Raw genomic sequence first — 22,449 nt, 5'->3', positions numbered from 1 at the left:
GCAGCTTCCCTCCCTTTGATCACCGGTTTTCCACACGATTATCCACAGGTGTGGACAACCGGGGGAATCACCCGGTGGATGTGTGGATGGGAGGTGTGTATTCGCTCGGCGGGGCTCGTGGGCCCGGGCGGTCTGCGGGGATCAGTGTGACACACGATGCGACGCGATCCGACTCCGTGTTCGGTGAACGCGCCCGGAGGAGCTGCGCGACGGCGCCCGAAGGGGCGTGGGGCAGCGGGCCGTCACCGGCCGGCACATCGTCGTCGAACGGAGCGTGACGCGGGACTGCACAGGTAGTCGCGATGCGCCGTCGAAGACATGACCCACAGCGTACCCGAGCTGTGCTCTGGATCACATACCTTCTGGGCGAGTAGTTTTCGCCGAACGCGTCCGGCGTGTCGCGTTGATCGCCACTGTTCGTCGCGGTTTGATTTCGCGCCCGCGTCCGAGTAGCCTCGAACAGTCACTCATACCGAGGTGACGGGTTCGTCCTGCTCGAGTCGAGCAATACGGATCCTGCGAATTCACGTACACGTTGGACGACGGTGCTTGCCGCGCCGTCGCAGAATTATCGAGGAGTGTCGACCGTGGCCAAGGGCAAGCGGACGTTCCAGCCGAACAACCGACGCCGCGCGCGCGTTCACGGCTTCCGTCTCCGGATGCGCACCCGTGCGGGTCGCGCGATCGTTTCGGCGCGTCGCCGTAAGGGCCGCGCTTCTCTCACCGCCTGATTCCCTAACGGGAGCTCGGGGTGCTACCTGAGCCGTATCGACTGCGGCGCCACTCGGATTTCTCGGACACCGTCCGCCGAGGGCGTCGTCAGGGGCGGCGGGATCTGGTCGTTCACGTTCTCGAACGCGATCGCACCGAGTCCTTGGTGAGTGTCGGCGGTCCGCGTTTCGGACTGATCGTGAGCAAGGCTGTCGGGCCGGCGGTGATTCGACATCGAGTCGCACGCCGGCTTCGTCATATCTGTGCAGGTCTCGTCGAGGCTCTGCCCTCCGAGACCGACATCGTGCTGCGCGCACTACCCGGTGCTGCCACCGCGGATTCCCGCGAGCTCGACAAGCAGGTGCGGTCGGGCCTCGCCCGCCTCGGACTGTTCGACGCCGCTGCTCCCGCCTCGCGTGGGAGTGCTCGCGCATGAACGAGCCCGAGCAGAGGTCGTGGTGGCGGTCCCTGAGGTCCGCCCCGGCCCGGGCACTGATCTTCTGTATCGAGCTCTATCGCACCTATGTGTCGCCCACACGGATGCCGACCTGCCGATTCACCCCGACTTGTAGCGAGTACGCCGTGGAGGCGCTGCGCACGCGGGGTGTCGTCGTCGGTGCGGTCCTGGCATCGGTGAGACTGCTCAAGTGTGGCCCCTGGCACCCTGGTGGGTGGGATCCGGTACCCGAACGGAAACATCGGTCGTCCCCAGTGGGTACCTGACCGGAGCCGAGACCCGAGACCGACGCCTCTTCGTGGCGATCATGGACGACCAGAGGAGTACATAGAGCCGTGCTCGACTTCATCTACTATCCCGTGTCCTGGATCCTGTGGGTCTGGCACAAAGCGTTCTCGTTCGTGCTGGCACCCGACAGCGGCTGGACCTGGGCGCTGTCGGTGGTGTTCCTCGTGTTCACCCTGCGCGCGATTCTCTACAAGCCCTTCGTCAAGCAGGTCCGCACAACCCGCCAGATGCAGGAGCTGCAGCCGCAGATCAAGGCACTTCAGAAGAAGTACGCCAAGGACCGGCAGCGCCAGGCACTCGAGATGCAGAAGCTCCAGAAGGAGCACGGTTTCAATCCGTTGATGGGCTGTCTGCCCGTTCTGCTGCAGGTCCCGGTCTTCATCGGCCTGTTCCACGTGCTGCGCTCGTTCAACCGCACGGGTACCGGCTTCGGCCAGCTCGGGCTGACTCCGGAGGAGAACGCCCAGCTCGGCAACTACGCGTTCAGCCCCGAGGACGTCCAGTCGTTCCTGAGTGCCCGCCTGTTCGGCGCTCCGATCTCCTCGTGGATCACGCAGCCCATGGCATCGCTCCAGGCCTTCACGGTCGACGGTGGTGAACTCCCCTCGCGCTGGGAGATCGCTGCCGTCGCGGTGCCGCTCATGATCGTCGCGGGCATCGCCACGCACTTCAACGCTCGTGCCTCGGTCGCCCGCCAGAGTGCTCAGGCCGCCGCGAACCCGCAGGCCGCGATCATGAACAAGCTGGCCCTGTACGTCTTCCCGCTCGGTGTGCTCGTCGGTGGTCCGTTCCTGCCGATCGCCGTCATCATCTACTGGGTCAGCAACAACATCTGGACCTACGGACAGCAGCACCTCGTCTTCCGCCGTATCGACAAGGAGGAAGAGGAGAAGAAGGCTGCGGCTCTGGCCCGCCGGAACGAGAACGCACCGAAGCCGGGTGCTCGCCCCGACAAGGCCAAGAAGAAGGGCTCGGCCGCAGCGGCAGCGTCCGACGCCGTCGACGCCACGGTCGACGAGACCGGTGAGGTGTCGCTGCAGAAGGACTCCGCGGCCGGTGACGGCTCCCCCGCGGCATCGAAGTCCGGTGCGTCCGCTCCCAAGCCGGGCAGCCGTCCCAAGAACTCCAAGCGCAAGCGGCGCTGACCGAAGTAGAAGAGAGCTGAAACATGGCCAGTGACCTGGACAAGGTGGAAGAGGACCTCGCGGTGGCACCCGAGGAGAGCGACGCTGCTGCGGACGCCGATCTCGATGACGACGACTACCTCATCGAAGAAGGCGAGATCGCCGGCGACTACCTGGAGCAGTTGCTCGACGTTCTCGATTTCGACGGCGACATCGACCTCGACGTCGAGGGCGACCGCGCGGTCGTGAGCATCGACGGTGGCAAGGATCTGACCAAGCTCGTGGGTCGCAACGGTGAGGTTCTCGACGCTCTGCAGGAGCTCACCCGTCTCGCCGTGCAGCAGGCGACCGGCGAGCGCAGCAAGCTCATGCTCGACATCGCGGGATGGCGTGCGGGCAAGCGCGCCGAGCTCTCCTCGCTCGGCACGTCGGCCGCGAAGCGCGTGCTCGAGACCGGTAAGCGTGAGGAACTCGAGCCGATGACGCCGTTCGAGCGCAAGATCGTGCACGACGCCGTCGCGAAGATCGACGGTGTGTCCAGCGAGAGCGAGGGTGCGGAGCCGCACCGCCGTGTGGTGATCGTCAAGGATTGAGTCGGCCCACGCCGACCGAAGAGGGACTCTGCGTCGTCAGGGTCCCTCTTCGCCTTTTCGGAACTGATGCTGTGGGCCCCGATGTTGTTTCGGGTGAGCCGACAGGAAAGGATGTTTCACGTGGAACAGCACGAGGCGGAACTGTCGGCGGTCGCGCAGAGGGTGTTCGGGGATCGGATCGAACTTGCCGAGCGGTACCACCATTCGTTGTCGACGGCAGGTGTGGAGCGCGGACTCATCGGACCGCGCGAGGTGCCGCGCCTGTGGGAACGGCACATTCTCAACTGCGCTGTGGTGGGCGAACTCATTCAGGACGGTGAGACGGTCGTCGACGTGGGCAGTGGCGCCGGTCTGCCGGGCATTCCTCTCGCCCTCGCCCGTCCCGACCTCCAGGTCACTCTCGTCGAACCGCTGCTGCGCCGCACCGTCTATCTGGCGGAGTTCGTCGAATCCAACGGGATCGAGAACATCCTCGTGGTCCGCGGCCGCGCCGAGCAGCCGAGCGTCCTCCAGGAGGCCGGCGGCGCAGACGTCGTGACCTCCCGTGCCGTCGCACCTCTCGCCAAGCTCGCCAAGTGGTCGCTCCCCCTCGTCCACGAGGGCGGCCGGATGCTGGCATTGAAGGGTTCGTCTGCTCGAGAAGAGATCGACCGCGATCACGACGAGCTTGCTCGTCTCGGTGCCGGCAATCTCGAGGTGCTCGAGTGCGGAGGCGATCTCCTTCCGACGCCGACGATCGTCGTGAAGGCCGAGCGGATTCCGCGGCCGGCGCGGCGTCGCAAGAAGCGCTGACCGAATCGGCCGGCGCGACGATCGCCCCCAACGCCCTCCCCTCCCCCGCCGGGTCGGGAGGGTGTTGTCGTTTCCGAGACATCTTTTTTCGACTCGAGGAATCTACTCGAGTACTTTTCCGGTGCGAAACGGTTGTTTCGGGCGTTGTCACACCAGACCCAATCACCCCAGCAAGTTTCGTCACTGTGATGTTTCAGACGTCACGATATTTGGCTATCGTGAATTATCGTCCTGTGCAATGCAATTGAAATTACAGAATGTGAATTAGGTTGCGGGGCAAAGAATTTCTACCTGAAGGTTCGCTGTTCTCGAATGCGCCCTATGCGGGTCGGCAGTGTTTCACGTGAAACCGTCGCGACCCCTCGTGGGCCTGTTTCACGTGAAACAACTCCGCGTGTCGTTTCACGTGAAACGTCACCCGGCCATGTCGCCGACGGAACCTAGAATGCGGATGGGATACTGAACCAACCGAGAATGCGTGCGCGTGGTCGGGAGGCCGGGGACAGCTCCGGGCCCGGGACTCGCATTCTCTTCGGCGCCTCGACCCGGCCTTCGAAGTCGCGACCGGGAAGCGACGAGGATGTAGCGTGCGAACCGAGCGGATCTACGTGTAAGGAGTGTTCTATGACGGGTGGATCTGAATCCGCTGTTTCACGTGAAACCGGAGGCGTCGAGGACGACTTCTCCCCCGTACCCTTCGACGGTTTCTCCACCGTCGACACCCCGATCGGCGCGGCTGCTCATCGCGCCACCCAGGTTCTGCATCCGAGCGACGCCAACGCACTGCCCAAGCCGCGCGAGCGTCGCGTCTTCACGATCGCCAATCAGAAGGGCGGGGTCGGTAAGACCACCACGGCGGTGAACATCGCCTCCGCACTCGCCGTGCAGGGATTGTCGGTCCTTGTGGTCGACCTCGATCCGCAGGGCAACGCGAGCACCGCGCTGGGTGTGCCGCACTACTCCGGTGTGCCCTCGAGCTACGAGATCCTTCTCGGCGAGATCAATGCCGCCGAGGCCGTGCAGCAGAGCCCGCACAACGAACGTCTCTTCTGCATCCCCGCCACGATCGATCTTGCGGGTGCCGAGATCGAACTTGTCTCGATGGTCGCGCGCGAGAACCGTCTCCGGAACGCCCTCACCAAGGAGGCGCTCGGCGACCGCGAGTTCGACTACGTGATCATCGACTGCCCGCCGTCGCTCGGCCTGCTCACCGTCAACGCGCTCGTCGCGGCGAAGGAAGTCCTCATTCCCATCCAGTGCGAGTACTACGCACTCGAGGGTGTCGGGCAGCTCCTGCGCAACATCGAGCTCGTCCAGTCGCACCTCAACCCTGAACTGCATGTCTCCACCGTCCTCCTGACGATGTACGACGGTCGCACCAAGCTGGCCGATCAGGTCGCCGCTGAGGTGCGTGCGCACTTCGGCAGCGCGGTGCTGCGTTCGGTCATCCCCCGCAGCGTGAAGGTTTCCGAAGCTCCCGGTTACGGGATGACGGTTCTCGACTACGATCCTGGATCGCGCGGCGCGATGAGCTACCTCGACGCCGGGCGCGAGTTGGCGGCACGCGGGGTACACGAGAATCAGGGGAACGGATGAGCGCGACACGTAAAGGCGGGCTCGGTCGAGGTCTGGCAGCACTCATCCCTACCGGTCCTCCGGTAGACGCAGAGCAGAAGCCCACGACGGCCTCCGGCTCCATGGCCACCGCACCCACGGCCACCGCACCCGCCGAGACCGCGGCTCCGGCTTCCCCTGCGCCGGCCAAGTCCGCACCGGCGGCGGGTGCACCCTCGAAGCCGGCTTCGGGCGGGCAGTCCAAGTCGGCCGCGTCGCGTCGCCCGGGCTCCTCGGTCCTGAACCTCCCGTCGTCCGGTCTGGGCACAGCAGCCGCCGATCTCATCATCGGCGACGGCAGGACGCCGGGGCCCGCGTCCCCGGCGGAGCCGGTCGAGGCCGACGCGGCACGAGCGTCCGGAGCGACGTCCGAGAGCGAACCCCTCCCCTCCCCCACCGGAGCGGTGTACCTCGAGATCCCGATCGGGCGGATCGAGCCCAACCCGAAGCAGCCGCGTCAGGTCTTCGACGAGGAAGCGCTCGCCGAGCTCGTCCACTCCGTCCGCGAGTTCGGGCTCATGCAGCCGGTCGTGGTCCGCCGTCTCGAAGGCGACCGCTTCCAGCTCGTGATGGGTGAGCGTCGCTGGCGTGCCGTCCAGGAGGCCGGGCTCGACACGATCCCCGCGATCGTCCGCGACACCGAGGACGAGTCGCTGCTGCGCGACGCGCTGCTCGAGAACATCCACCGGGTGCAGCTCAACCCCCTCGAAGAGGCGGCGGCCTATCAGCAGTTGCTCGAGGAGTTCGAGGTCACCCACGAGGAACTCGCGAGCCGACTCGGACGGTCGCGTCCGGTCATCACCAACATGATCCGGCTGCTCAAGTTGCCGGTCGCGGTGCAACGACGCGTGGCGGCCGGAGTGCTGTCGGCCGGGCACGCGCGTGCCCTGTTGGCGCTCGAAGCCGGCGCCGACGCTCAGGAGGCACTTGCCGCACGCATCGTCGCCGAGGGTCTGTCCGTGCGCGCGACGGAAGAAGCCGTCGTGCTCGCCAACCGCAACGACACCCCCGACACTCCACAGCAGAAGCGTCGGAAGCCCATCCAGATGCCCGGGCTGCAGGACGTCGCGGAGCGCCTGTCGAACTCCTTCGACACGCGCGTGACCGTGAGCCTCGGCAAGCGCAAGGGCAAGATCGTGGTGGAGTTCGGTTCGGTCGACGACCTCGAACGCATCGTGAAGATGATGGAGTCGCAGACCGACCTTTCTTGACTCCTCGTCGGAGCAGGACAACAGTCTGTAGACGAAAGACGTGGAGGCGAGCTATCCCGTGTCGACCCGAGTATCACCGCTCACGCTGAGTGGGATCGAGCAGCTGCCTGCTCATGCGCGACGGTGCGTGTTCTGGGAGTTGGATCCCACCGCGGCGCCCGACGTTCAGCAATTCGCCGACCCCGAATTCGAGAAGGAAGCATGGCTGTCCATGGTCCTTCTCGAATGGGGGTCGTGCGGCCAGATCGCGACGATCGGCGACAAGGCCGCCGGGTGCGCGCTCTACGCTCCCCCGGGCATGGTGCCCCGCGCGCAGGCCTTCCCCACCGCACCCGTCAGCGCCGACGCGATCCTGCTGACGTCCATGCGGACCGAACCGCACGCGGACGAGCTGGATGTCGGTGCCGACCTCATTCGTGGGGTCGTCGCCGATCTCGTCCGCCGCAACGTCCGTGCCATCGAGGCCTTCGGGATCCGGCGCAACGCCGACGCGGAGGTGAGCGATGTGCCGCACGCGACGGCCGCACTCGGGTGCTCCGACACGGAGTGCATGATCGACGCCGACTTCCTCGAGGACATGGGCTTCGAGGTCGTCGCACCGCACTACCGCTACCCGCGGCTACGTCTCGAGCTCGACCGCGACCACGAATGGAAGCTCGCCGTCGAGGCCGCCCTCGATCGGCTCCTCGAGGAGTCCTCCCTCACCGTCGCGGATCTGACCGCAGGTTCGGCGGTCGGCGCCCACTGAGGTCCTCGGAAACACTGACGTCCTCGGAAACACTGACAAAAAAGGACCGCCCCCCGCAGACTCTGCGGGGGGCGGTCCTCTTCGTGCGTACGGGGTCGGCTAGCGGCTGTCGGAGATGGACAGCTCCTCGGCGAGCAACTCGGCGAAGGTGTACGTGCCGGTCGGCTGGTCGTCCTGGCCGAGCAGGTACAGCCGCTTCACCGCGATGAGGATCGCCTCGGCGATGATGTCGCGGCTGCGCGGATCGGCGAGCAGCGCGGCGTCGTGCTCGTTGGTGAGGTAACCGAGATCGATCTGCACCGTCGGCATGTTCGTCAGGCGCAGCAGATCCCAGGTGCGGCCGTGGCTGCGGCAGTCCTGCAGGCTCGTGCGGGCGACGATCTCGCGCTGGATGTAACAGGAGAGCACCTGGCCGATCATCGACTCGGACCCGTGCGAGTTGCCGTAGTGGAAGCTCGCGATGCCGTTCGCGGCGGGGCTGCGACTCGCGTCGCACCGCAGCGAGATCATGAGGTCGGCACCGAACGCGTTGGAGGTGCCCGCGCGTTCGACGTCGGTCGGATTCACGTGGTACGGCCGCGACAGGAAGGTCTCCATGCCCGTCGCCGCCATCCGGCCCTCGAGCCGGCGCGCGAGATCCCACAGGATGTCGGCCTCGGAGATCGGGCCGTGGGGGCTCGGCACGATGATGCCGTGGGTGTTGCCGCCGAGACCCGGGTCGATGACGATGCGCTTGCCGCTGAGCTGCGGACCGGAGCGGCGCACGATCTCCTCCTCGGAGATCGCGTGGGGTGACCCGCCCGACACGCGCGTGCCGAGCAGTTCGAGCGAGCGCAGCGTCTCGGCACCACAGATGCCGTCGGAGGCGAGTCCGATCTCGCACTGGAAGGAGCACAGACCCTCGTGGGTCTTGGGGCCGAAGTAGCCGTCCACGCGGTCGACGTAGAAGCCGAGATCCTGCAGACGGGTCTGCAGGGCCGCGACATCGTCGCCGTAGAGCGGAGCGGAGAGCTGATACATCAGGGTGCGCGCACCGAGCTTGTACGACGCTTCCTTCAGGGAACGGTAGGTCGCGGGTCCCACGATGCCGTCGACGAGCAGACCGCGCTGCTGCTGGAACGCGCGCACGGCTCCGTCGAGTTCACGATCGAAGGGGACGTCCGATCCCATCCAGTCGCCCGACTCCTCGGGCTCGTTGTGCAGGAAGCCCAGGCCGGCCAAGGTGCTCCGGATCTCGGCGACCGCCGGACCGTGGTCGCCGTGACGAAGAGGGCGCATGTATCGGGCCTTTCCGTGCTGACCGGATCGGTGCCCGGCGTGAGGGCTGGGCAGCATCGAACGGGGGTTGGATGAAGGATGTGCCCGTGAAGACGGGCTCACGGGCACATCCGAGAGGTTGATCCTGGGACGGTACTACAGGACGTCCGCGAGGTCCCGAAGCAACGCCGCCTTGCCCTTGGCCCCCACGATCGTCTTCGTCGGCTTGCCGCCGGAGAAGAGGATCATCGTGGGAATCGACATGACCTGGTAGTCGCGTGCGGCCGACGGATTGGCGTCGATGTCGAGCTTGGCGACGGTCAGCTTGTCGCCGTGCTCGGCCGCGATCTCCTCGAGAACCGGAGCGACCATCTTGCACGGACCGCACCAGGTGGCCCAGAAGTCGACGAGGACGGGCTTCTCGGACTGCAGTACGTCCTCGACGAACGACGAGTCGGTGATGGTGACGGTGTTCTTGTCGGCCACGGATGTCTCCTGAATCTCGGGATGGAATGTGGAACGGGTGGTGGGATCAGGCCTCGGCGAGCGTGGGCGCCTCGACCTCGCGGTTCGCGACGAGCCACCGCTCCGCGTCGATGGACGCCGAGCATCCGGTGCCGGCGGCGGTGATCGCCTGACGGTAGGTGTGGTCGACGAGGTCGCCCGCGGCGAAGACACCCGGAACGGAGGTCGCGGTGGACGGCGCCGAGACCTTCACGTAGCCCTCGTCGTCGAGCTCGACCTGACCCTTGACGAGGGAGCTGCGCGGGTCGTGGCCGACGGCGACGAACAGGCCGGTGACCGGCAGGTCGCTGCGCTCGCCGGTGACGGTGTCCTCGAGGACGAGGTTGGTGACGCTGTTCTCGCCCTGCACCTCGGCGACCTTCGCGTTGGTGACGAAGCGGATCTTCTCGTTGGCGCGGGCACGCTCGAGCATGATCTTCGAGGCGCGGAACTCCTCGCGGCGGTGGATGAGGGTGACGCTGCGCGCGAAGCGCGTCAGGAAGGTCGCCTCCTCCATCGCGGAGTCACCGCCGCCGACGACGGCGATGTCCTGGTCGCGGAAGAAGAAGCCGTCGCAGGTCGCGCAGGCGGAGACGCCGCGGCCGAGCAGCTGCGACTCACCGGGCACACCGAGGTAACGCGGCTCGGCGCCCATCGCGAGGATGACGGCGTGGCTGCGGTAGGTCTCGCCGTTGGCGACGACCGTCTTGACCGCACCGGTGAGGTCCATCTCGTCGACGTCCTCGGTGCGCAGATCGGCACCGAAACGCAGTGCCTGCTCGCGCATCTGATCCATGAGTTCCGGACCCATGATCCCGTCCTTGAAGCCCGGGAAGTTCTCGACCTCGGTGGTGGTCATGAGTTCGCCACCGAACTGCGTTCCCTCGAAGACGAGCGGGGAGAGTTCGGCGCGGGCCGCGTAGACGGCGGCGGTGTATCCGGCCGGTCCCGAACCGACGATGATGAGGTCGTGAATCGTGGGCGAGGTCGTCATGCGGCGGAGCCTTCCGGTTGGGTGATCGGGGGCGCAAGGACTGCGGGCGGTCCGGCCGAAACCGGACGGCAGCCTACAGATACTGTCAACACCAGGGTAAACGGTGTTGTTCCCCTTCCGTCGTGCGTCCCGCCACAGACGGCCTGTACGGACCGGTCGGTCGCCCGACCGGCCCGCCCCCGATGCGAACCGGGACGGTCTCAGACCGCGTCGGGCACGTCCCGCAGCGTCTCGCGGATCACACAACGCGTGCCCGTGTAGATGGTCGGCATGCACTTGTTGCAGTGGATGCACAGACCTTCGTGTGCGGTCTTCTCTTCGAACTTGCGGACGAGATACGGATCACGCAGCAGCGCGCGTCCCATGGCGACGAACTCGAAGCCTTCGTCGAGGGCCGTCTCGATGGTGTCGAGCCGGTTGATGCCGCCGAGCAGGATCAGCGGGATCTTCAGTTCCTCCCGGAACTGCCGGGCCATGGGCAGGAAGAAGGCCTCCTCGAACGGGAGCTTCGGGAAGATCTTCGGTCCGTACACCTTCAGTCCCCAGCCGACGACCTTCGGCTGCGACTCCTGGAACTCCTTCATCGGGACGTCGCCGCGGAAGAAGTACATCCCGTTCAGCAGCGAGCTGCCACCGGTGAGCTGCATGGCGTCGATGGTGCCGTCGGATTCGATGAGCTTGGCCATGGGCAGCGACTCGTCGAGCCACAGGCCCTGGGGCACGCCGTCGGTCATGTTGAACTTCGCGATGACGGCGACCCCCTCCCCCACTGCCGTGCGGACGGCCTCGAGCACGCGACGCGGGAAGGCGGTGCGGTTGGCGATGCTGCCGCCGTACTTGTCGGAGCGCTTGTTGAGATTCGGGCTCATGAAGGAGCTGAGCAGATAGTTGTGGCCGAGGTGGACCTCGACGGCGTCGAATCCGGCCTCGACGGCGAGGCGTGCGGCGCGTGCGTAGTCCTCGACCACCCGGTCGAGTTGCTCGAGTGTCGCGCCGCGGACGAGCCCCATGGCGGGGGCGCTGATGCGCGTGGACGGCGCGAGCGTCTTCATCTTGTTGGAGATCTGGTTGGCGACGAGTCCGGCGTGGCCGATCTGCGCGGACGCCAGGCCGCCGGCGGTGTGCACGGCGTCGGTGAGCCGGGTCAGTCCGGGGACGGAGTCGGCGTCGAGCACGAGGGTGTCGCGGTGGACGCGACCGTCGTGGGAGACCGAGCAGTACGCGACGGTCGTGAGGGCGGTGCCGCCGCGGGCGACCTCGGCGTGGAACTCGACGAGTTCGTCGCTGACGGCGCCCCGGGGCATGACGCCTTCGAAGGTCGCCGCCTTGACGATGCGGTTGCGGAGGGTGAGCGGCCCGAGTCGGGCCGGTTCGAACACGGTGGGTCGCGGCGAAGACATGCCCCTACTTTCGATGCCAGTGGTACCGTAATTGCGTTTCGACTATAACGCTCGTCACACTCCGCGCCAGATCGATTCCCACTCGGTCCCGACATCACGGATCCCATGCCCAGCACCGCTCCGGGGCGTCCCCGCGACCCCCGAATAGACAACGACGTCCTCACCGCCACCCGCGAGATGCTCCGTTCCCACGGCTGGGACGGGCTGAGTCTGCGGGCTGTCGCCGCCCGCGCCGGTGTCGGCCGTGCCGCACTCACGCGCCGGTGGCCGACCAAGGCCCACCTCGTGCTCGACGCCTTGCTCGGCTCCGCACCCGATCTGACGCCCTACGACGGCATCGACCGCAAGGGCTGGATCGAATGGGTGGTCACCGGGAGTATCGAGTTGTTCTCCCGGCCCGAGGTGCGCGCTGCGCTCCCCGGGCTCCTCGCTGCACTGCGGGACCACGAGGACCTCCGCAACACGCTCTGGCGCACGTTCAGCGGCCCCAGCACCGCCCTGTTCGCCGATGGTGACGGTTCGGACGTCGAGATCGACGCCAAGGCGGTGCTCGTGATGGCAGCGGGGTCGGCACTGTTCGCCGGACTCATCGCCGTGGAGGACGACACGCCCGCGCTGCGCGCGCGGATCCTGGAACTGTTGTCGACCGTCGCGTAGCGCTCGGACCCGGGCGGCGGGTCAGCCGATCGTCTTCCGGGCGAGCGTCGCGGGATCGTCTGCGTCGCAGCCGGTTCCGACCACCAGTGCGGTGAGCGCCGGTGCGTCCGGCCCGCTCATCAGGACGAGGACGGCGTCGTCGCCGGCGAACCGCACCGCACGGGAACCGATCGGTGACCGGCCCGCAAAACCGTTCGCGTCCAAGCATTCCCGGAGACGATCGGCTCCACCGAGGAGGCCGGGATCGGTGTCGCCGATCATCGCCCGCAGGGTGGAGGGTTCGAACAGGCCCTCGTCCTCCGCTGCCGCGACGGGAACACCGGTCGGGTCGTCGCTACCGAAAGCCGTTCCGCGCACGACCACCACGAGCATCACCGCCACGGCGGCCGCGACCGCGGTACCGGCCACCGCCCACCGGCGACGCCGTGCGATCCGGGACGGAACGGACCGGACCTCGGACCGGTCCTCTGCGAGCGCGGCACCGATACGCGCGGCGATCTCGGGTGGAATCGTTTCCGTCGGTGGAGCGTCGCGCAGGGCCGACAACCGTGCCTGCGTCGCATCGAGACGTTCCAGATATGCGAGGGCCTCGGGATCGCGGCGCACACGCGGCCACAATCGGGCGGCGAGTTCGTCGTCGAGCACCCCGGCATGCAGATCGGCGAGCAACTCCGCAGAGTACGGCGGACGCACCCCGTCGGACTCCGACGGGCGCACCTCGGCGGAGTTCGACGGACGCACCTCGGCGGAGTTCGACGGACGCACCTCGTCCTCGTTCATGCGCGACTCTCCTCCGCGGCTCGGCATCCCTCACCAGAGTAAGACGGAGGAGGGTCACGATCGGTTCCCCTCGGAGCGAAGGTCGTCGAGAAGAACTGCGAGCCGGCTCCGCGCGCGGGCACAACGGCTCTTCACCGTTCCCTCCGGAACACCGAGCCGTCGCGCCGCCTCCCGGACGGAGAAACCTTCCACATCCACCGCGACGACGGCGGCCCGCTGGTCGGGTGGCAGTGCGAACAGGGCGGATTCGACGTCGAGGGCTATCTCGGTGTCGTGGATGGGATCGCGCGGGGTACGCAGGTCGTGCGAATCGTCCTCGAACAGCGGGACGGTCACGCGGACACGATTGCGGCGGATGCGATCGAGGCACGCGTTGACGACGATCGAATGCAACCAGCTGCGGACCGCGGCGTCCTCCCGGAAACCCGAAGCCCTCCGGTGCGCCGAGAGCAGTGCCTCCTGCAGCGCGTCGGCCGCGTCCTCGTTCGAGTAACTCGTCCGTCGCGCGACCTGCCACAGATGGTCGTGGTGTCGTGCCAGCAAGGCGGAGAAGGCATGCCGATCGCCTGCGACGTGTGCTGCGAGCAGCTCGGCATCCGACACCACCCCGTCCGACCCGCTCCCGCCGTCCTCGACACCCCCGTCGGGCACGGCGATTTTTGCGATCCCCCCGAAAATTCGCACGCGCGGATGGTAGCCGATCCGGACGATTCCGCCCGGCTGTCCGCGGTCAGCGTGCGGCTTCGAATTCCACTTCGGAGATGGAGCTCTTGTTGCTTCCGCCGCTCGAGCTCAGATCGGTGATCCACACCAGCACGTGCGAGGTCTGGCCGTCCGCCTCGACCGGGATCGTGGTCTCACCGGAAGCCAGTGTGCCCGAACCGATCACCTGCGTCTGATCGAGCGACGTCGACTCGGACGGTGCGCTGCGCACCTCGACGACCGTGCCCGGGGTGTCGGTGGTGACCTTCACCGCGGACAGCTCCGACGCGTCGGCGAGCGTGAACAGAAGTCCGACACCGTTCTTCAGCGACGGGAACGGATCGAAGTAGGCGTCGGTGCTCCACGAGGTGGACGGATCACCGTCGATCGCCTGCGAGGCGGTGGCGGGCGAATCGGGTGTGCCCTGGGGCGAGAACACCGAGACGGAGGTCGCGGAGACCGGAGCGCTCGCCGCGGGTCGCGGCGGCGCGGCCTCGGCCTGCTCGTCGCCCGCCCCGTCCTCGGCGGGTGCCTCGGCGGTGGGGGTCAGGCCGAATTCCTGGCTCGTCAGCGGGGCATCGTTGGCATCGCCGGCGAGCAGGTTCGCGATCCACCATCCGATGAGCGCGAGCAGCAGCACGGTGGTGGCACCGAGCGCGGCCAGGGCGATGAGCATCCGCTGCGAATGCTTCTTCTTCTGTTCCAGCGCTTCGGGATCCGCGAGTGCGTGCGTCTCCGCGGCGGCAGCGCGCTGCCCGATCCGCAGTGCCGGGATCATCTCGGTCTTCTGGTCGACGACCGACGCCTGGTCGAGGATGTGCTGCACGGTCGCGGCGGTCCGGATACCGCCGTCCTCGGACAGGGCACGCACCGCGACCGCCGAGATCTCGAACGGCACATCGGGGCGCAGGACGCGCGGCTCCACCGGCACACCGTCCTTGCGGTCGGGCTCCGGCATCCCTCCGACGGTGGCACCGCTGTGGTGCGCGACGGGAGCGCCGCCCGGAGCCGACGGCTCGCCGAGCGGCCACCGTCCGGTGATGAGTCCGTACAGGCTCGCGCCGAGGCCGCGCACGTCGGACATCGCGTCGGAGTCGGAGAACGTCGCGGGGAAGGCCAGCACGGCGTCGCCCGCCACGCTGATGCGGATGCGGTCGGGGTGATCGATCGACAGGGCACTGCCCGCACGGTGCGACGCCTCGGCGGCGGCCGCGAGCGCGCGGATCGCGCGTGCCGCACCGATCGGCGACGGCTCGGTGGTGGACATCTCCTTCAGCGACCGGCCGGGGGTCCACTCCGAGACGACGATGCCGCCCGAGCTGCCGCGCACCACGTCGAGGACGCGGGCGAGACCGGGCGAGTTGATGCGACCGAGGCGCAGGGTGCGCGAGAGCACGGCCTGCGGCGAGTCGGGACCGGTGCCGTCGGCCGCGCGCTGTTCCGCGTCGACGAAGGTCAGCGCGACCTCACGATCGAGCTTGACGTCGAGTGCCTGCCAGAAACGCAGGCCCCGCGCGCCACCGTGCGGGGCGAGCAGACGGTAACGACCACCGGCGACCGAGGCACCGGCGATGAGATCGGGGCCGCGCATCGGACGGCGCGGCTGGGAGGCCGGACCCGCGACACGCACCGGAGGCAGCTGCGGGGATCCGACCGGGATGACACCCGTGTCGAGGTTCGGATCGCGCGGCGGGCGCTTGCCGTCCTTGTCGGCGGACTTCTGCCGTGCGGCGGCATCGATGGTGGACTTGCCGGCAGCGTGGTCGTCGCTCACCCTCACTCCTTCGTTGTCGACTCGTCCACTTCCGGTGTGCAGACGCGGGTCGCCGCTGGGGGCCGCGAAGAACCGTGGTCGACGGCTCCCGGACCGTACCTGCTGCTGATCAGGGTACGGGAGTTGTCCGTGCGCATTGTTGCGACCGGGCACGTCCCTGATGGCGGGCATGACCTCTGTGATGGCGTCATAAGGTCCGACGCCGTACTCGCCGTAGTCGATACGCGGCAGGATGACGGTCTTCTCGGCATCCGATTCGGCGTAGCGCGGACGCGGGACGGGGGCGGGAACAGGTGCCTCGTCGGAGGTGGCTCCGGTCTCGGGTTCGGCGGGGACCTCCTCGACGGGGGCGGTGCCGCGCAGCGCCGCGACCTTCCGTCGCACGGCCGCTTCGATCGCGAGGATCTCGGGCACCTTGAGCAGGTACATCCCGACCAGCGCGACGAGCACCATGAGCACACCGTTGAGCCCGACCCGCACGAGTGAGCCGATGCCCCCGAATCGGTCGGCGAGCACGTCGAGCTGTAGCAGACGGTCGGTGACCAGCACGACGACCGCCCCGGCGAGGGACGCGAGCACGACGTGCCAGACGGTGCGTCCGACGTTCGCCATCTGCAGGTTGCCGAGTGTGCGGTGCAGCAGATAGCCGCCGATGAACGCTCCGACGGTGAATGCGACGCCGGTGGCCGCGCCGAGGAGCAGCACCACCTGCTCGTCGTCCGCCGCGACGACGGGTGCCAGCGCGGACAGGCCGATCTTGACGGCGGTGATGCCGAGGATGATCCAGGTGGGGGTCCAGGCCTGTTCCCGGGCGTAGAACACGCGCAGGTGGATGAGCACCAGGGCGTACGGGATGAGCGTGAACGCCGACCAGCTCACCGCCTGGCCGAGGCGTTCGGCGTTGCTGCCGCCGAAGTTGCCGTAGCCGTACAGCGCGGCGCCGACCTGCGACCCCGCGATCGTCAGGAAGGTGACGATCGGGATGAGCGAGATCATGGTCAGGCGGGTCGCGACGGACAGGTCGTCGACGACGGCCGGGGTGTCGTCCGCGGCGGCGTTGCGGCTCAGGCGCGGCATGATCGCGGTGAGCACGGTGACACCGAGCACGCCGTAGGGCAGCTGCAGCAGGAGCCATGCGTTGTTGTAGATCGCCGGCCCGGCCTCGTCGGCCCCCGACGACACGCGTGTGGCGAAGACCATGCCGGCCTGGCTGATCAGCACGTACAGCACGATCGCCGCGGCCATGCCACCGAACTGCCGGAGCCGGTCGTCGAGACCCCACAGCGGCCTGAGGTTGATGCCCTCACGGCGCAGCGCGGGGACCAGGCACATCGCCTGTGTGACGACGCCGAGCAGCACACCGATGCCGAGGACGAGCAGTTTCGGATCGCTCATCCGCACCGGATCGAGGGTGATCTCGCCCGGCATCAGGTAGTAGATCACCAGGACGGTGAGCACCACGAGGTTGTTGCAGACCGGGGCCCAGGCGCCCGGCTTGAACACCTGACGGGTGTTGAGGATGCCCGTGAACAGGCCCGACAGGCCGTAGAACATGATCGCGGGCAGGAGCAGGTACGACAGCGCCGTGGTCAGCGACGTCGAGACCTTGCCGGACTCGTCGAGGAAGACGTGGGTGGTCAGCACCGGAGCCGCGGCCACCGCGAGAACGGTCGCCGTGCCGAGCAGCACCATCGCCGCGGTGAACAACCGCCGGACGAAGGCCTCACCGCCGTCGGGGTCCTCCCGCTCGGCCCGCACCAGCACCGGCACGACGATCGAGGTCAGAACGGCGCCGAGCACCAGCTCGGAGATCATGTTGGGGATCTGGTGCGCGACGGTGAACGACGACGCGACGCTCGCACCGAGCAGGGTCAGGATCAGCAGCTGCTTGAGGAAGCCGGTGATGCGGCTGACCAGGGTCGCGACGGCGATGGAGCCGGTCGCCGCGAGCAGGCTCTGCGGCTTCCTGCGACCGGACGCGACGCCCGTGATGTCCGGCGAGGTGGTGGGAGAGTCCGACGGTCCCGGGTTCGGGTGTGTCTCCACGTCGTCCCGTGTGGAGTTCCCGGTCATTTCTCATACCCTTCGTCGGCTGGATCCGGCTCTCCCCGGAACCGGTGCAGAAGTCGTCTGCCCGCCAGGAACAGCAGGAGTGCTCCCGCACATCCCGTGACGACGGCGAGGATCTGGCCGTACGCATTGGAACGTACCGTCACCGTCGTCGAGCTGCCGAGAGGCAGGCCGGACTCGGTGGTGAGTGCGAACTCCAGCCGGAGGTTCCGCGAGTCGCTGATCTGCGCCGGCACCGTGAGGGTCCGGCTGCCGCGCGGCGGGAGCTGGGTGGGGCCGATATCGGTGATGTCCACCGTGTCGGGCGCGTCCACCTGCAGTCGCACGGTGATACCCACGGGCAGGTCGTTGCGCGCGGTGAGCAGCAGCGGACTCTGTTCGGACGTCAGGGTGTAGACACCGCCGGTCGAGATGACCGTCACGGCGTCGTAGATGTCGTCGACGGCCTCCCGCACCTCGGCGGCGCGGTGCTCGCCGGTCGCGTAGGCACCGTCGGCGTCGGCACCGCGACGACCGGCCAGGCTCATCGCGCGCAGCAGGTCCTCACGCAGCGGGGCGGTGAACTGCTGCGGGGTGAGCTGGGCCTGCGGGTCCTCGACCAGCGCCGTCTGGATCGCATCGAGTCGGCCGATCTGTTCCTCTGCCTCGGACACGACCGCGGCGGAGGCACCGTCGGTGATCGCCTGTTCGGGATAGACCAGCAGCGAGGCGGTCGGATCGTTCGCGGTGTTCGCGGCCGCGTCGACGAGCGCGGTGAGCGGTCGCGGCGTGGTCAGGCCCGAGCGGACGAGCGTGGAGAGCATCGACAGCACCGACGCGGCGTCGTCGGGCGATGCCGACCAGTTCTGCGGCGGCGCGAACAGCACCGATCGGCCCGCGGCCGGCGGTGCCGCCCCGGTGACCTCGCTGACCGTCGGCACCATGGCCGGCCAGGCCAGCGCGCCGAGGGCGTCCTGCAGGCGGGCCGTCGAGGAGTCGCGGGAGAGGTCGTAGCGCGCCGAGGAGGGGACGAAGGACGGCGTCTGCGGATCGGTGCCCATCCCCGCCAGTGCCGCGGACGCGGACGAGTCGAACAGGGCGGCGGTGAGGCCGGAGACACCGGAGATCCGGAAGCCGTTGCCACCCGGCGCGGTGGACGGCGTCGACGACGTGCCCGCGAGCAGGGCGCGTCCACCCTCGACGGCGTTGTCGGACACCAGAGCGGTCACCGGGCCGTCGGCGGCAAGCATCGATCCGGTCTTCTCGGTGAGCACGCCGGAGTCGGGCCACATCACGCCCGGAGTGGAGGTGACGCCGAGGATGGAGTCGACGATCGCCGCCGGCGATTCGAGCGCGGAGTCGGTCAGGGACGAGTCGGCGAGGTCGGCGAGCGCGGTCAGGTCGACCTGCGCGAACGGCACGGCCATCGTGCAGGTCGTCGCCGCGAGGGCACGCAACCGCTCGAGCCAGGCGACCGCGGCATCCGTGCCCGACCCCGGCCGCGCCTCACCGGTCGGTTCGTCCGGGTCCTCGACGACGAGATAGTCGCGCGTCATGTTCGCGACGGTCACGAGCAGATCCGGGTCGATCGCCAGGCACAGTCCCTCGAGGACGCGGGGCTCGGTGCGGGCGGTGTCCTCGACGGCGCGCAGCAGACCGTCCAGCCTGCCGCCCTCGGCGAGCGAGGTCGCGAGGTCGTCGTCGACCAGGCGTACCGGCTCGGTGCCGGAACCGGCCACGCCGGCGGCGAGCCTCGGCCGGTCGGCCAGCGGCCACAGCATCGTGACCGCGGCGGGACGGGACACATCGGGCGGTACGGCAGGGAACGCCTTGTCGTCGCTGTCGAGCAGGCCGTCGTCGGACGAGCGGGTCGTGCCGCGCGACCCGCCGTTGCCCGTCCGGGTGTCCCCTGTGTTCTCGGTGACCTCGCCGTCCTCGGTGACCTCGTCGCTCGCCGGGAGCGCGAGGACGGGCAACAGGAAGCGTGCGTCGTCGAGCCGGGCCGCGCCGCCGTACTCGGGGACACCGTTGACGTTCACCAGCAGCGGGTAGACGCCGGGAGTGTCGATGTCGAGCGACGGCACGAGATCGGAGCGCAGCGGCAGTTCGAGTTCGAAGTCGGCACGCTCGCCCTGCCCCAGCCGGTCGGCGACCTCCTCGAACTCACCGACCGTGTCGAAACCGGCCTGGTCGAGGGACAGCGAGGTGCGCAGCGCCGCGGAGTCGGAGACCACCGGTGCGCGCTGCAGCCGCACCCAGACGTCCTCGACGTCCCGGTCGCCGATGTTCGCCACCGTGCCACGGACCGTGACGACGGACTCGCTCGTGAGGGTCACCGTCTGCGGCGTCACCTCGTCGATGCTCAGCTCGAGGAAGCGCGGCTCGTCGGGGTCGGTCTGGGCTGCGGCCGGGTTCGCCGTGGCCGTCGGGAGAAGAGTCGTCGGCAGAAGAGGCGTCACGCCTGCCGTTGTGAGGACGAGTACGAGCACGGCGAGCACCGCGGCGCCCGCCCGGGACACCACCACCGTCATCCGCGTGGGGCCCCCGGTTCGTCGACGTCGGGGAGTCGTGTGTGGTCCATCTCGGCGATGAGCCGGTCGGCGATGTCGGCGAGCTTGCGTTCGTCGGCATACGCCAGGCGGGTCCGCAGTTCGCGCAGCGGCACCCACGCCACCTCGGTGACCTCGACGTCCGCGTCGGAGAGCTCTCCGCCGAGATAACGCAGCAGGTAGTGGTGCACGGTCTTGTGGACCCGGCGACCCTCGGTGACGAACCAGTAGTCGATGCTGCCCAGTTCGGCGAGCACCGAGCTGCGCACGCCGGTCTCCTCGCGGACCTCACGCATCGCGGTCTGCTCGGCGGTCTCGCCCTGCTCGATGTGCCCTTTCGGCAACGACCACAGCAGGCGGCCCCGCCGGTCGGTGCGGCCGATCAGGGCTGCGCAGAGTTTCTCGGGCGGACCACCGAGTCCGTCGACCACCAGACCTCCCGCGGAGGTCTCGCGGACGGTCCGCATACGAGGTCCGGGCGAAGCGGACGATCCGGGCGAAGCACCGTGTGCGGTCTTCTTTGCGCCCGCACCACGCCGCCGCGAGCTGCGGCGGTTACGGTTGGCACGTTCGGCGGGCGACACCTCATAGATAGTAGATGGACCGACGTCGGTCCCGGCTCAACCACACGAACGCGCTGCTCGGTAAGGTGCAAAGACGTGAACTCCCCCACCGCAGACACCGACCGTCGTACCCGGCTGCTCGCCGGAGCCGAGGCCACTCTGCGCGACCTGTCCGACATCCTCGCCCCGCTGGGGGCGCGATTCGCCGAAGCCGGACACGAGCTGTATCTCGTCGGGGGCAGCGTGCGCGACGCGGTGCTCGGTCGCCTCGGCACCGACCTCGACTTCACCACCGACGCGCGACCGGAGGCCGTGCAGGAGCTGCTGCGCGGATTCGTCGACCACCAGTGGGACACCGGTATCGACTTCGGGACGATCAGTGCGGTGAAGGGACTCGAGCAACTCGAGATCACCACCTTCCGCAGCGACGCCTACGACCGTGTCACGCGTCACCCCATCGTGAAGTACGGCACGAGTCTCGAGGACGATCTCGTGCGCCGCGACTTCACCGTCAACGCGATGGCCGTGCGGATCGGACCGGACGGTGCGGGCGAGTTCGTCGACCCGCTCGGCGGCATGGACTCCCTGCTCGCCGGCGTGCTCGACACCCCCGCGAAGCCCGAGGACTCCTTCCACGACGATCCGCTGCGCATGCTGCGCGCGGCGCGGTTCGTCTCCCAGCTCGGCTTCGCCCTCACCGAGCGCGTGCACACCGCGATCGTCGCGATGGCCGACGAGATCCTGCGGATCAGCGCCGAACGGGTGCAGGCCGAGCTCGACAAGCTCATTCTCGGCGACTACCCGATCGAGGGCATCGACACGATGGTCGAGACCGGTCTCGCGCAGCGGGTGATCCCCGAGATCCCCGCGATGAAACTCGAGATCGACGAGCACCACCAGCACAAAGACGTGTACTGGCACTCGCTGACCGTCCTGAAGCAGGCCATCGACCTCGAGGACGGCGATCCCGATCTCGTCCTGCGGTGGGCCGCGCTGCTGCACGACATCGGCAAGCCCGACACCAAGCGCAACGAGCCGCAGGGCGGCGTCAGCTTCCACCACCACGAGGTGGTCGGGGCGAAGCTCGTGCGCAAGCGCATGCGCGCGCTCAAGTATTCGAAGCAGATGATCGAGGACGTCAGCCGCCTGGTCTTCCTGCACCTGCGCTTCCACGGCTACGGCAAGGGACAGTGGACGGATTCGGCGGTGCGCCGCTACGTGCACGACGCCGGGCCGCTGCTGCCCAGGCTCCACAAGCTCGTGCGCGCCGACTGCACGACCCGCAACAAACGTCGTGCCGCCGCACTGCAGGCGACCTACGACGGTCTCGAGGAACGGATCGAGCGGATCGCCGCGGAGGAGGATCTCGCCAAGGTCCGGCCCGACCTCGACGGCAACGCGATCATGGAACTGCTGGGCATCTCCGCAGGTCCGACGGTCGGCAAGGCGTGGAACTTCCTCAAGGAACTGCGGCTCGACCGTGGCCCGCTCGAGCGCGACGAGGCCGAGGCCGCGCTGCTCGAATGGTGGGCGGAACAGCAGAAGGCCCAGCCCCCGAACGCCTGATCTCACATCGCCGTGACGGCGGCGTGAGCCAGATGTCACCGCGTGCTCACCGCGGGTGACGCCACCGCAACACCGCTTCTCCAGCATGGACACCGGCGTAGTCGAGACGGTGTCTA

General features: G+C 68.2%; 20 protein-coding genes. 11 read left to right on the top strand and 9 right to left on the bottom strand.

Features of this window, described 5'->3' with window-relative positions:
* The first annotated feature begins 587 nt into the window (after positions 1-587).
* The 9 genes from rpmH (at position 588) to AC0LPE_RS23830 (ending at position 7,538) form a co-directional block, all read left to right on the top strand.
* Complete coding sequence (rpmH, locus tag AC0LPE_RS23870; protein WP_006550910.1) at positions 588-731, top strand: 50S ribosomal protein L34; 144 nt, start codon at positions 588-590, stop codon at positions 729-731.
* Positions 732-751: 20 nt separating this feature from the next.
* Positions 752-1,147 carry a ribonuclease P protein component gene (gene rnpA / locus AC0LPE_RS23865; RefSeq protein WP_026060920.1) on the top strand — a complete coding sequence of 132 codons (396 nt, stop codon included), beginning with the start codon at positions 752-754 and terminating at the stop codon, positions 1,145-1,147.
* A complete protein-coding gene (gene yidD, locus AC0LPE_RS23860; protein WP_490605371.1) occupies positions 1,144-1,434 on the top strand; it encodes a membrane protein insertion efficiency factor YidD in 291 nt (96 codons plus the stop codon). The genes rnpA and yidD overlap by 4 nt, the downstream gene beginning before the upstream one ends.
* Before the next feature lie 69 nt (positions 1,435-1,503).
* The gene (gene yidC, locus AC0LPE_RS23855) at positions 1,504-2,601 is read left to right on the top strand and encodes a membrane protein insertase YidC (protein ID WP_490605370.1); all 1,098 of its coding nucleotides are present in this window, start codon (positions 1,504-1,506) and stop codon (positions 2,599-2,601) included.
* Positions 2,602-2,624: 23 nt separating this feature from the next.
* The gene (locus AC0LPE_RS23850) at positions 2,625-3,173 is read left to right on the top strand and encodes a R3H domain-containing nucleic acid-binding protein (RefSeq protein WP_160877081.1); all 549 of its coding nucleotides are present in this window, start codon (positions 2,625-2,627) and stop codon (positions 3,171-3,173) included.
* Positions 3,174-3,284: 111 nt separating this feature from the next.
* The gene (gene rsmG / locus AC0LPE_RS23845) at positions 3,285-3,965 is read left to right on the top strand and encodes a 16S rRNA (guanine(527)-N(7))-methyltransferase RsmG (protein ID WP_037189661.1); all 681 of its coding nucleotides are present in this window, start codon (positions 3,285-3,287) and stop codon (positions 3,963-3,965) included.
* Between the two features lie 624 nt (positions 3,966-4,589).
* The gene (locus tag AC0LPE_RS23840) at positions 4,590-5,561 is read left to right on the top strand and encodes a ParA family protein (protein WP_016691064.1); all 972 of its coding nucleotides are present in this window, start codon (positions 4,590-4,592) and stop codon (positions 5,559-5,561) included.
* A complete protein-coding gene (locus AC0LPE_RS23835) occupies positions 5,558-6,790 on the top strand; it encodes a ParB/RepB/Spo0J family partition protein (protein ID WP_490605369.1) in 1,233 nt (410 codons plus the stop codon). The genes AC0LPE_RS23840 and AC0LPE_RS23835 overlap by 4 nt, the downstream gene beginning before the upstream one ends.
* Positions 6,791-6,848: 58 nt before the next feature.
* Positions 6,849-7,538, top strand: coding sequence for a GNAT family N-acetyltransferase (locus tag AC0LPE_RS23830; RefSeq protein ID WP_337201807.1), 690 nt, complete (start codon positions 6,849-6,851; stop codon positions 7,536-7,538).
* Between the two features lie 99 nt (positions 7,539-7,637).
* On the opposite strand, the gene AC0LPE_RS23825 is transcribed toward AC0LPE_RS23830, so the two are convergent.
* From AC0LPE_RS23825 to AC0LPE_RS23810, 4 genes are all read right to left on the bottom strand, one after another.
* On the bottom strand, positions 7,638-8,816 hold the full coding sequence (locus tag AC0LPE_RS23825) for an N-acetylmuramoyl-L-alanine amidase (RefSeq protein ID WP_490605368.1): 1,179 nt from the start codon (positions 8,814-8,816) through the stop codon (positions 7,638-7,640).
* A gap of 135 nt (positions 8,817-8,951) precedes the next feature.
* Entirely contained in the window at positions 8,952-9,281 is a 330-nt protein-coding gene (gene trxA, locus AC0LPE_RS23820; protein WP_006550900.1) for a thioredoxin, read from the bottom strand.
* A gap of 46 nt (positions 9,282-9,327) precedes the next feature.
* A complete protein-coding gene (trxB, locus tag AC0LPE_RS23815) occupies positions 9,328-10,293 on the bottom strand; it encodes a thioredoxin-disulfide reductase (RefSeq protein WP_016691059.1) in 966 nt (321 codons plus the stop codon).
* A 200-nt stretch (positions 10,294-10,493) separates the two neighbouring features.
* Positions 10,494-11,693, bottom strand: coding sequence for an NADH:flavin oxidoreductase (locus tag AC0LPE_RS23810; RefSeq protein ID WP_423659692.1), 1,200 nt, complete (start codon positions 11,691-11,693; stop codon positions 10,494-10,496).
* Between the two features lie 105 nt (positions 11,694-11,798).
* Here AC0LPE_RS23810 and AC0LPE_RS23805 point away from each other — a divergent pair, with 105 nt between their 5' ends.
* Entirely contained in the window at positions 11,799-12,350 is a 552-nt protein-coding gene (locus AC0LPE_RS23805; RefSeq protein WP_490605367.1) for a TetR family transcriptional regulator, read from the top strand.
* A gap of 21 nt (positions 12,351-12,371) precedes the next feature.
* Here the strand turns inward: AC0LPE_RS23805 and AC0LPE_RS23800 are convergent, their stop codons facing one another.
* The 5 genes from AC0LPE_RS23800 to AC0LPE_RS23780 form a co-directional block, all read right to left on the bottom strand.
* Positions 12,372-13,130: an RsmA family anti-sigma factor gene (locus AC0LPE_RS23800; RefSeq protein WP_490605366.1), complete on the bottom strand. Its 759-nt coding sequence runs from the start codon at positions 13,128-13,130 to the stop codon at positions 12,372-12,374.
* Between the two features lie 54 nt (positions 13,131-13,184).
* Positions 13,185-13,733 carry an RNA polymerase sigma factor SigM gene (sigM, locus tag AC0LPE_RS23795; protein ID WP_026060916.1) on the bottom strand — a complete coding sequence of 183 codons (549 nt, stop codon included), beginning with the start codon at positions 13,731-13,733 and terminating at the stop codon, positions 13,185-13,187.
* 127 nt (positions 13,734-13,860) lie between these two features.
* Positions 13,861-17,679: a murein biosynthesis integral membrane protein MurJ gene (murJ, locus tag AC0LPE_RS23790; protein WP_490605365.1), complete on the bottom strand. Its 3,819-nt coding sequence runs from the start codon at positions 17,677-17,679 to the stop codon at positions 13,861-13,863.
* Positions 17,676-20,186: a DUF6049 family protein gene (locus tag AC0LPE_RS23785; RefSeq protein WP_423659695.1), complete on the bottom strand. Its 2,511-nt coding sequence runs from the start codon at positions 20,184-20,186 to the stop codon at positions 17,676-17,678. The genes murJ and AC0LPE_RS23785 overlap by 4 nt, the downstream gene beginning before the upstream one ends.
* Positions 20,183-20,788 carry an NUDIX hydrolase gene (locus tag AC0LPE_RS23780; protein WP_026060915.1) on the bottom strand — a complete coding sequence of 202 codons (606 nt, stop codon included), beginning with the start codon at positions 20,786-20,788 and terminating at the stop codon, positions 20,183-20,185. Before AC0LPE_RS23780 ends, AC0LPE_RS23785 begins: the two co-directional genes overlap by 4 nt.
* Before the next feature lie 75 nt (positions 20,789-20,863).
* Between AC0LPE_RS23780 and AC0LPE_RS23775 the strand changes: the two genes are divergently transcribed.
* The gene (locus AC0LPE_RS23775; RefSeq protein ID WP_160877568.1) at positions 20,864-22,333 is read left to right on the top strand and encodes a CCA tRNA nucleotidyltransferase; all 1,470 of its coding nucleotides are present in this window, start codon (positions 20,864-20,866) and stop codon (positions 22,331-22,333) included.
* Positions 22,334-22,449: the final 116 nt, after the last annotated feature.

Source organism: Rhodococcus sp. S3 (genome assembly GCF_058211795.1).
The sequence above is the reverse complement of the archived record's forward strand: the minus strand, read 5'-3'. Positions and strand labels throughout refer to the sequence as shown.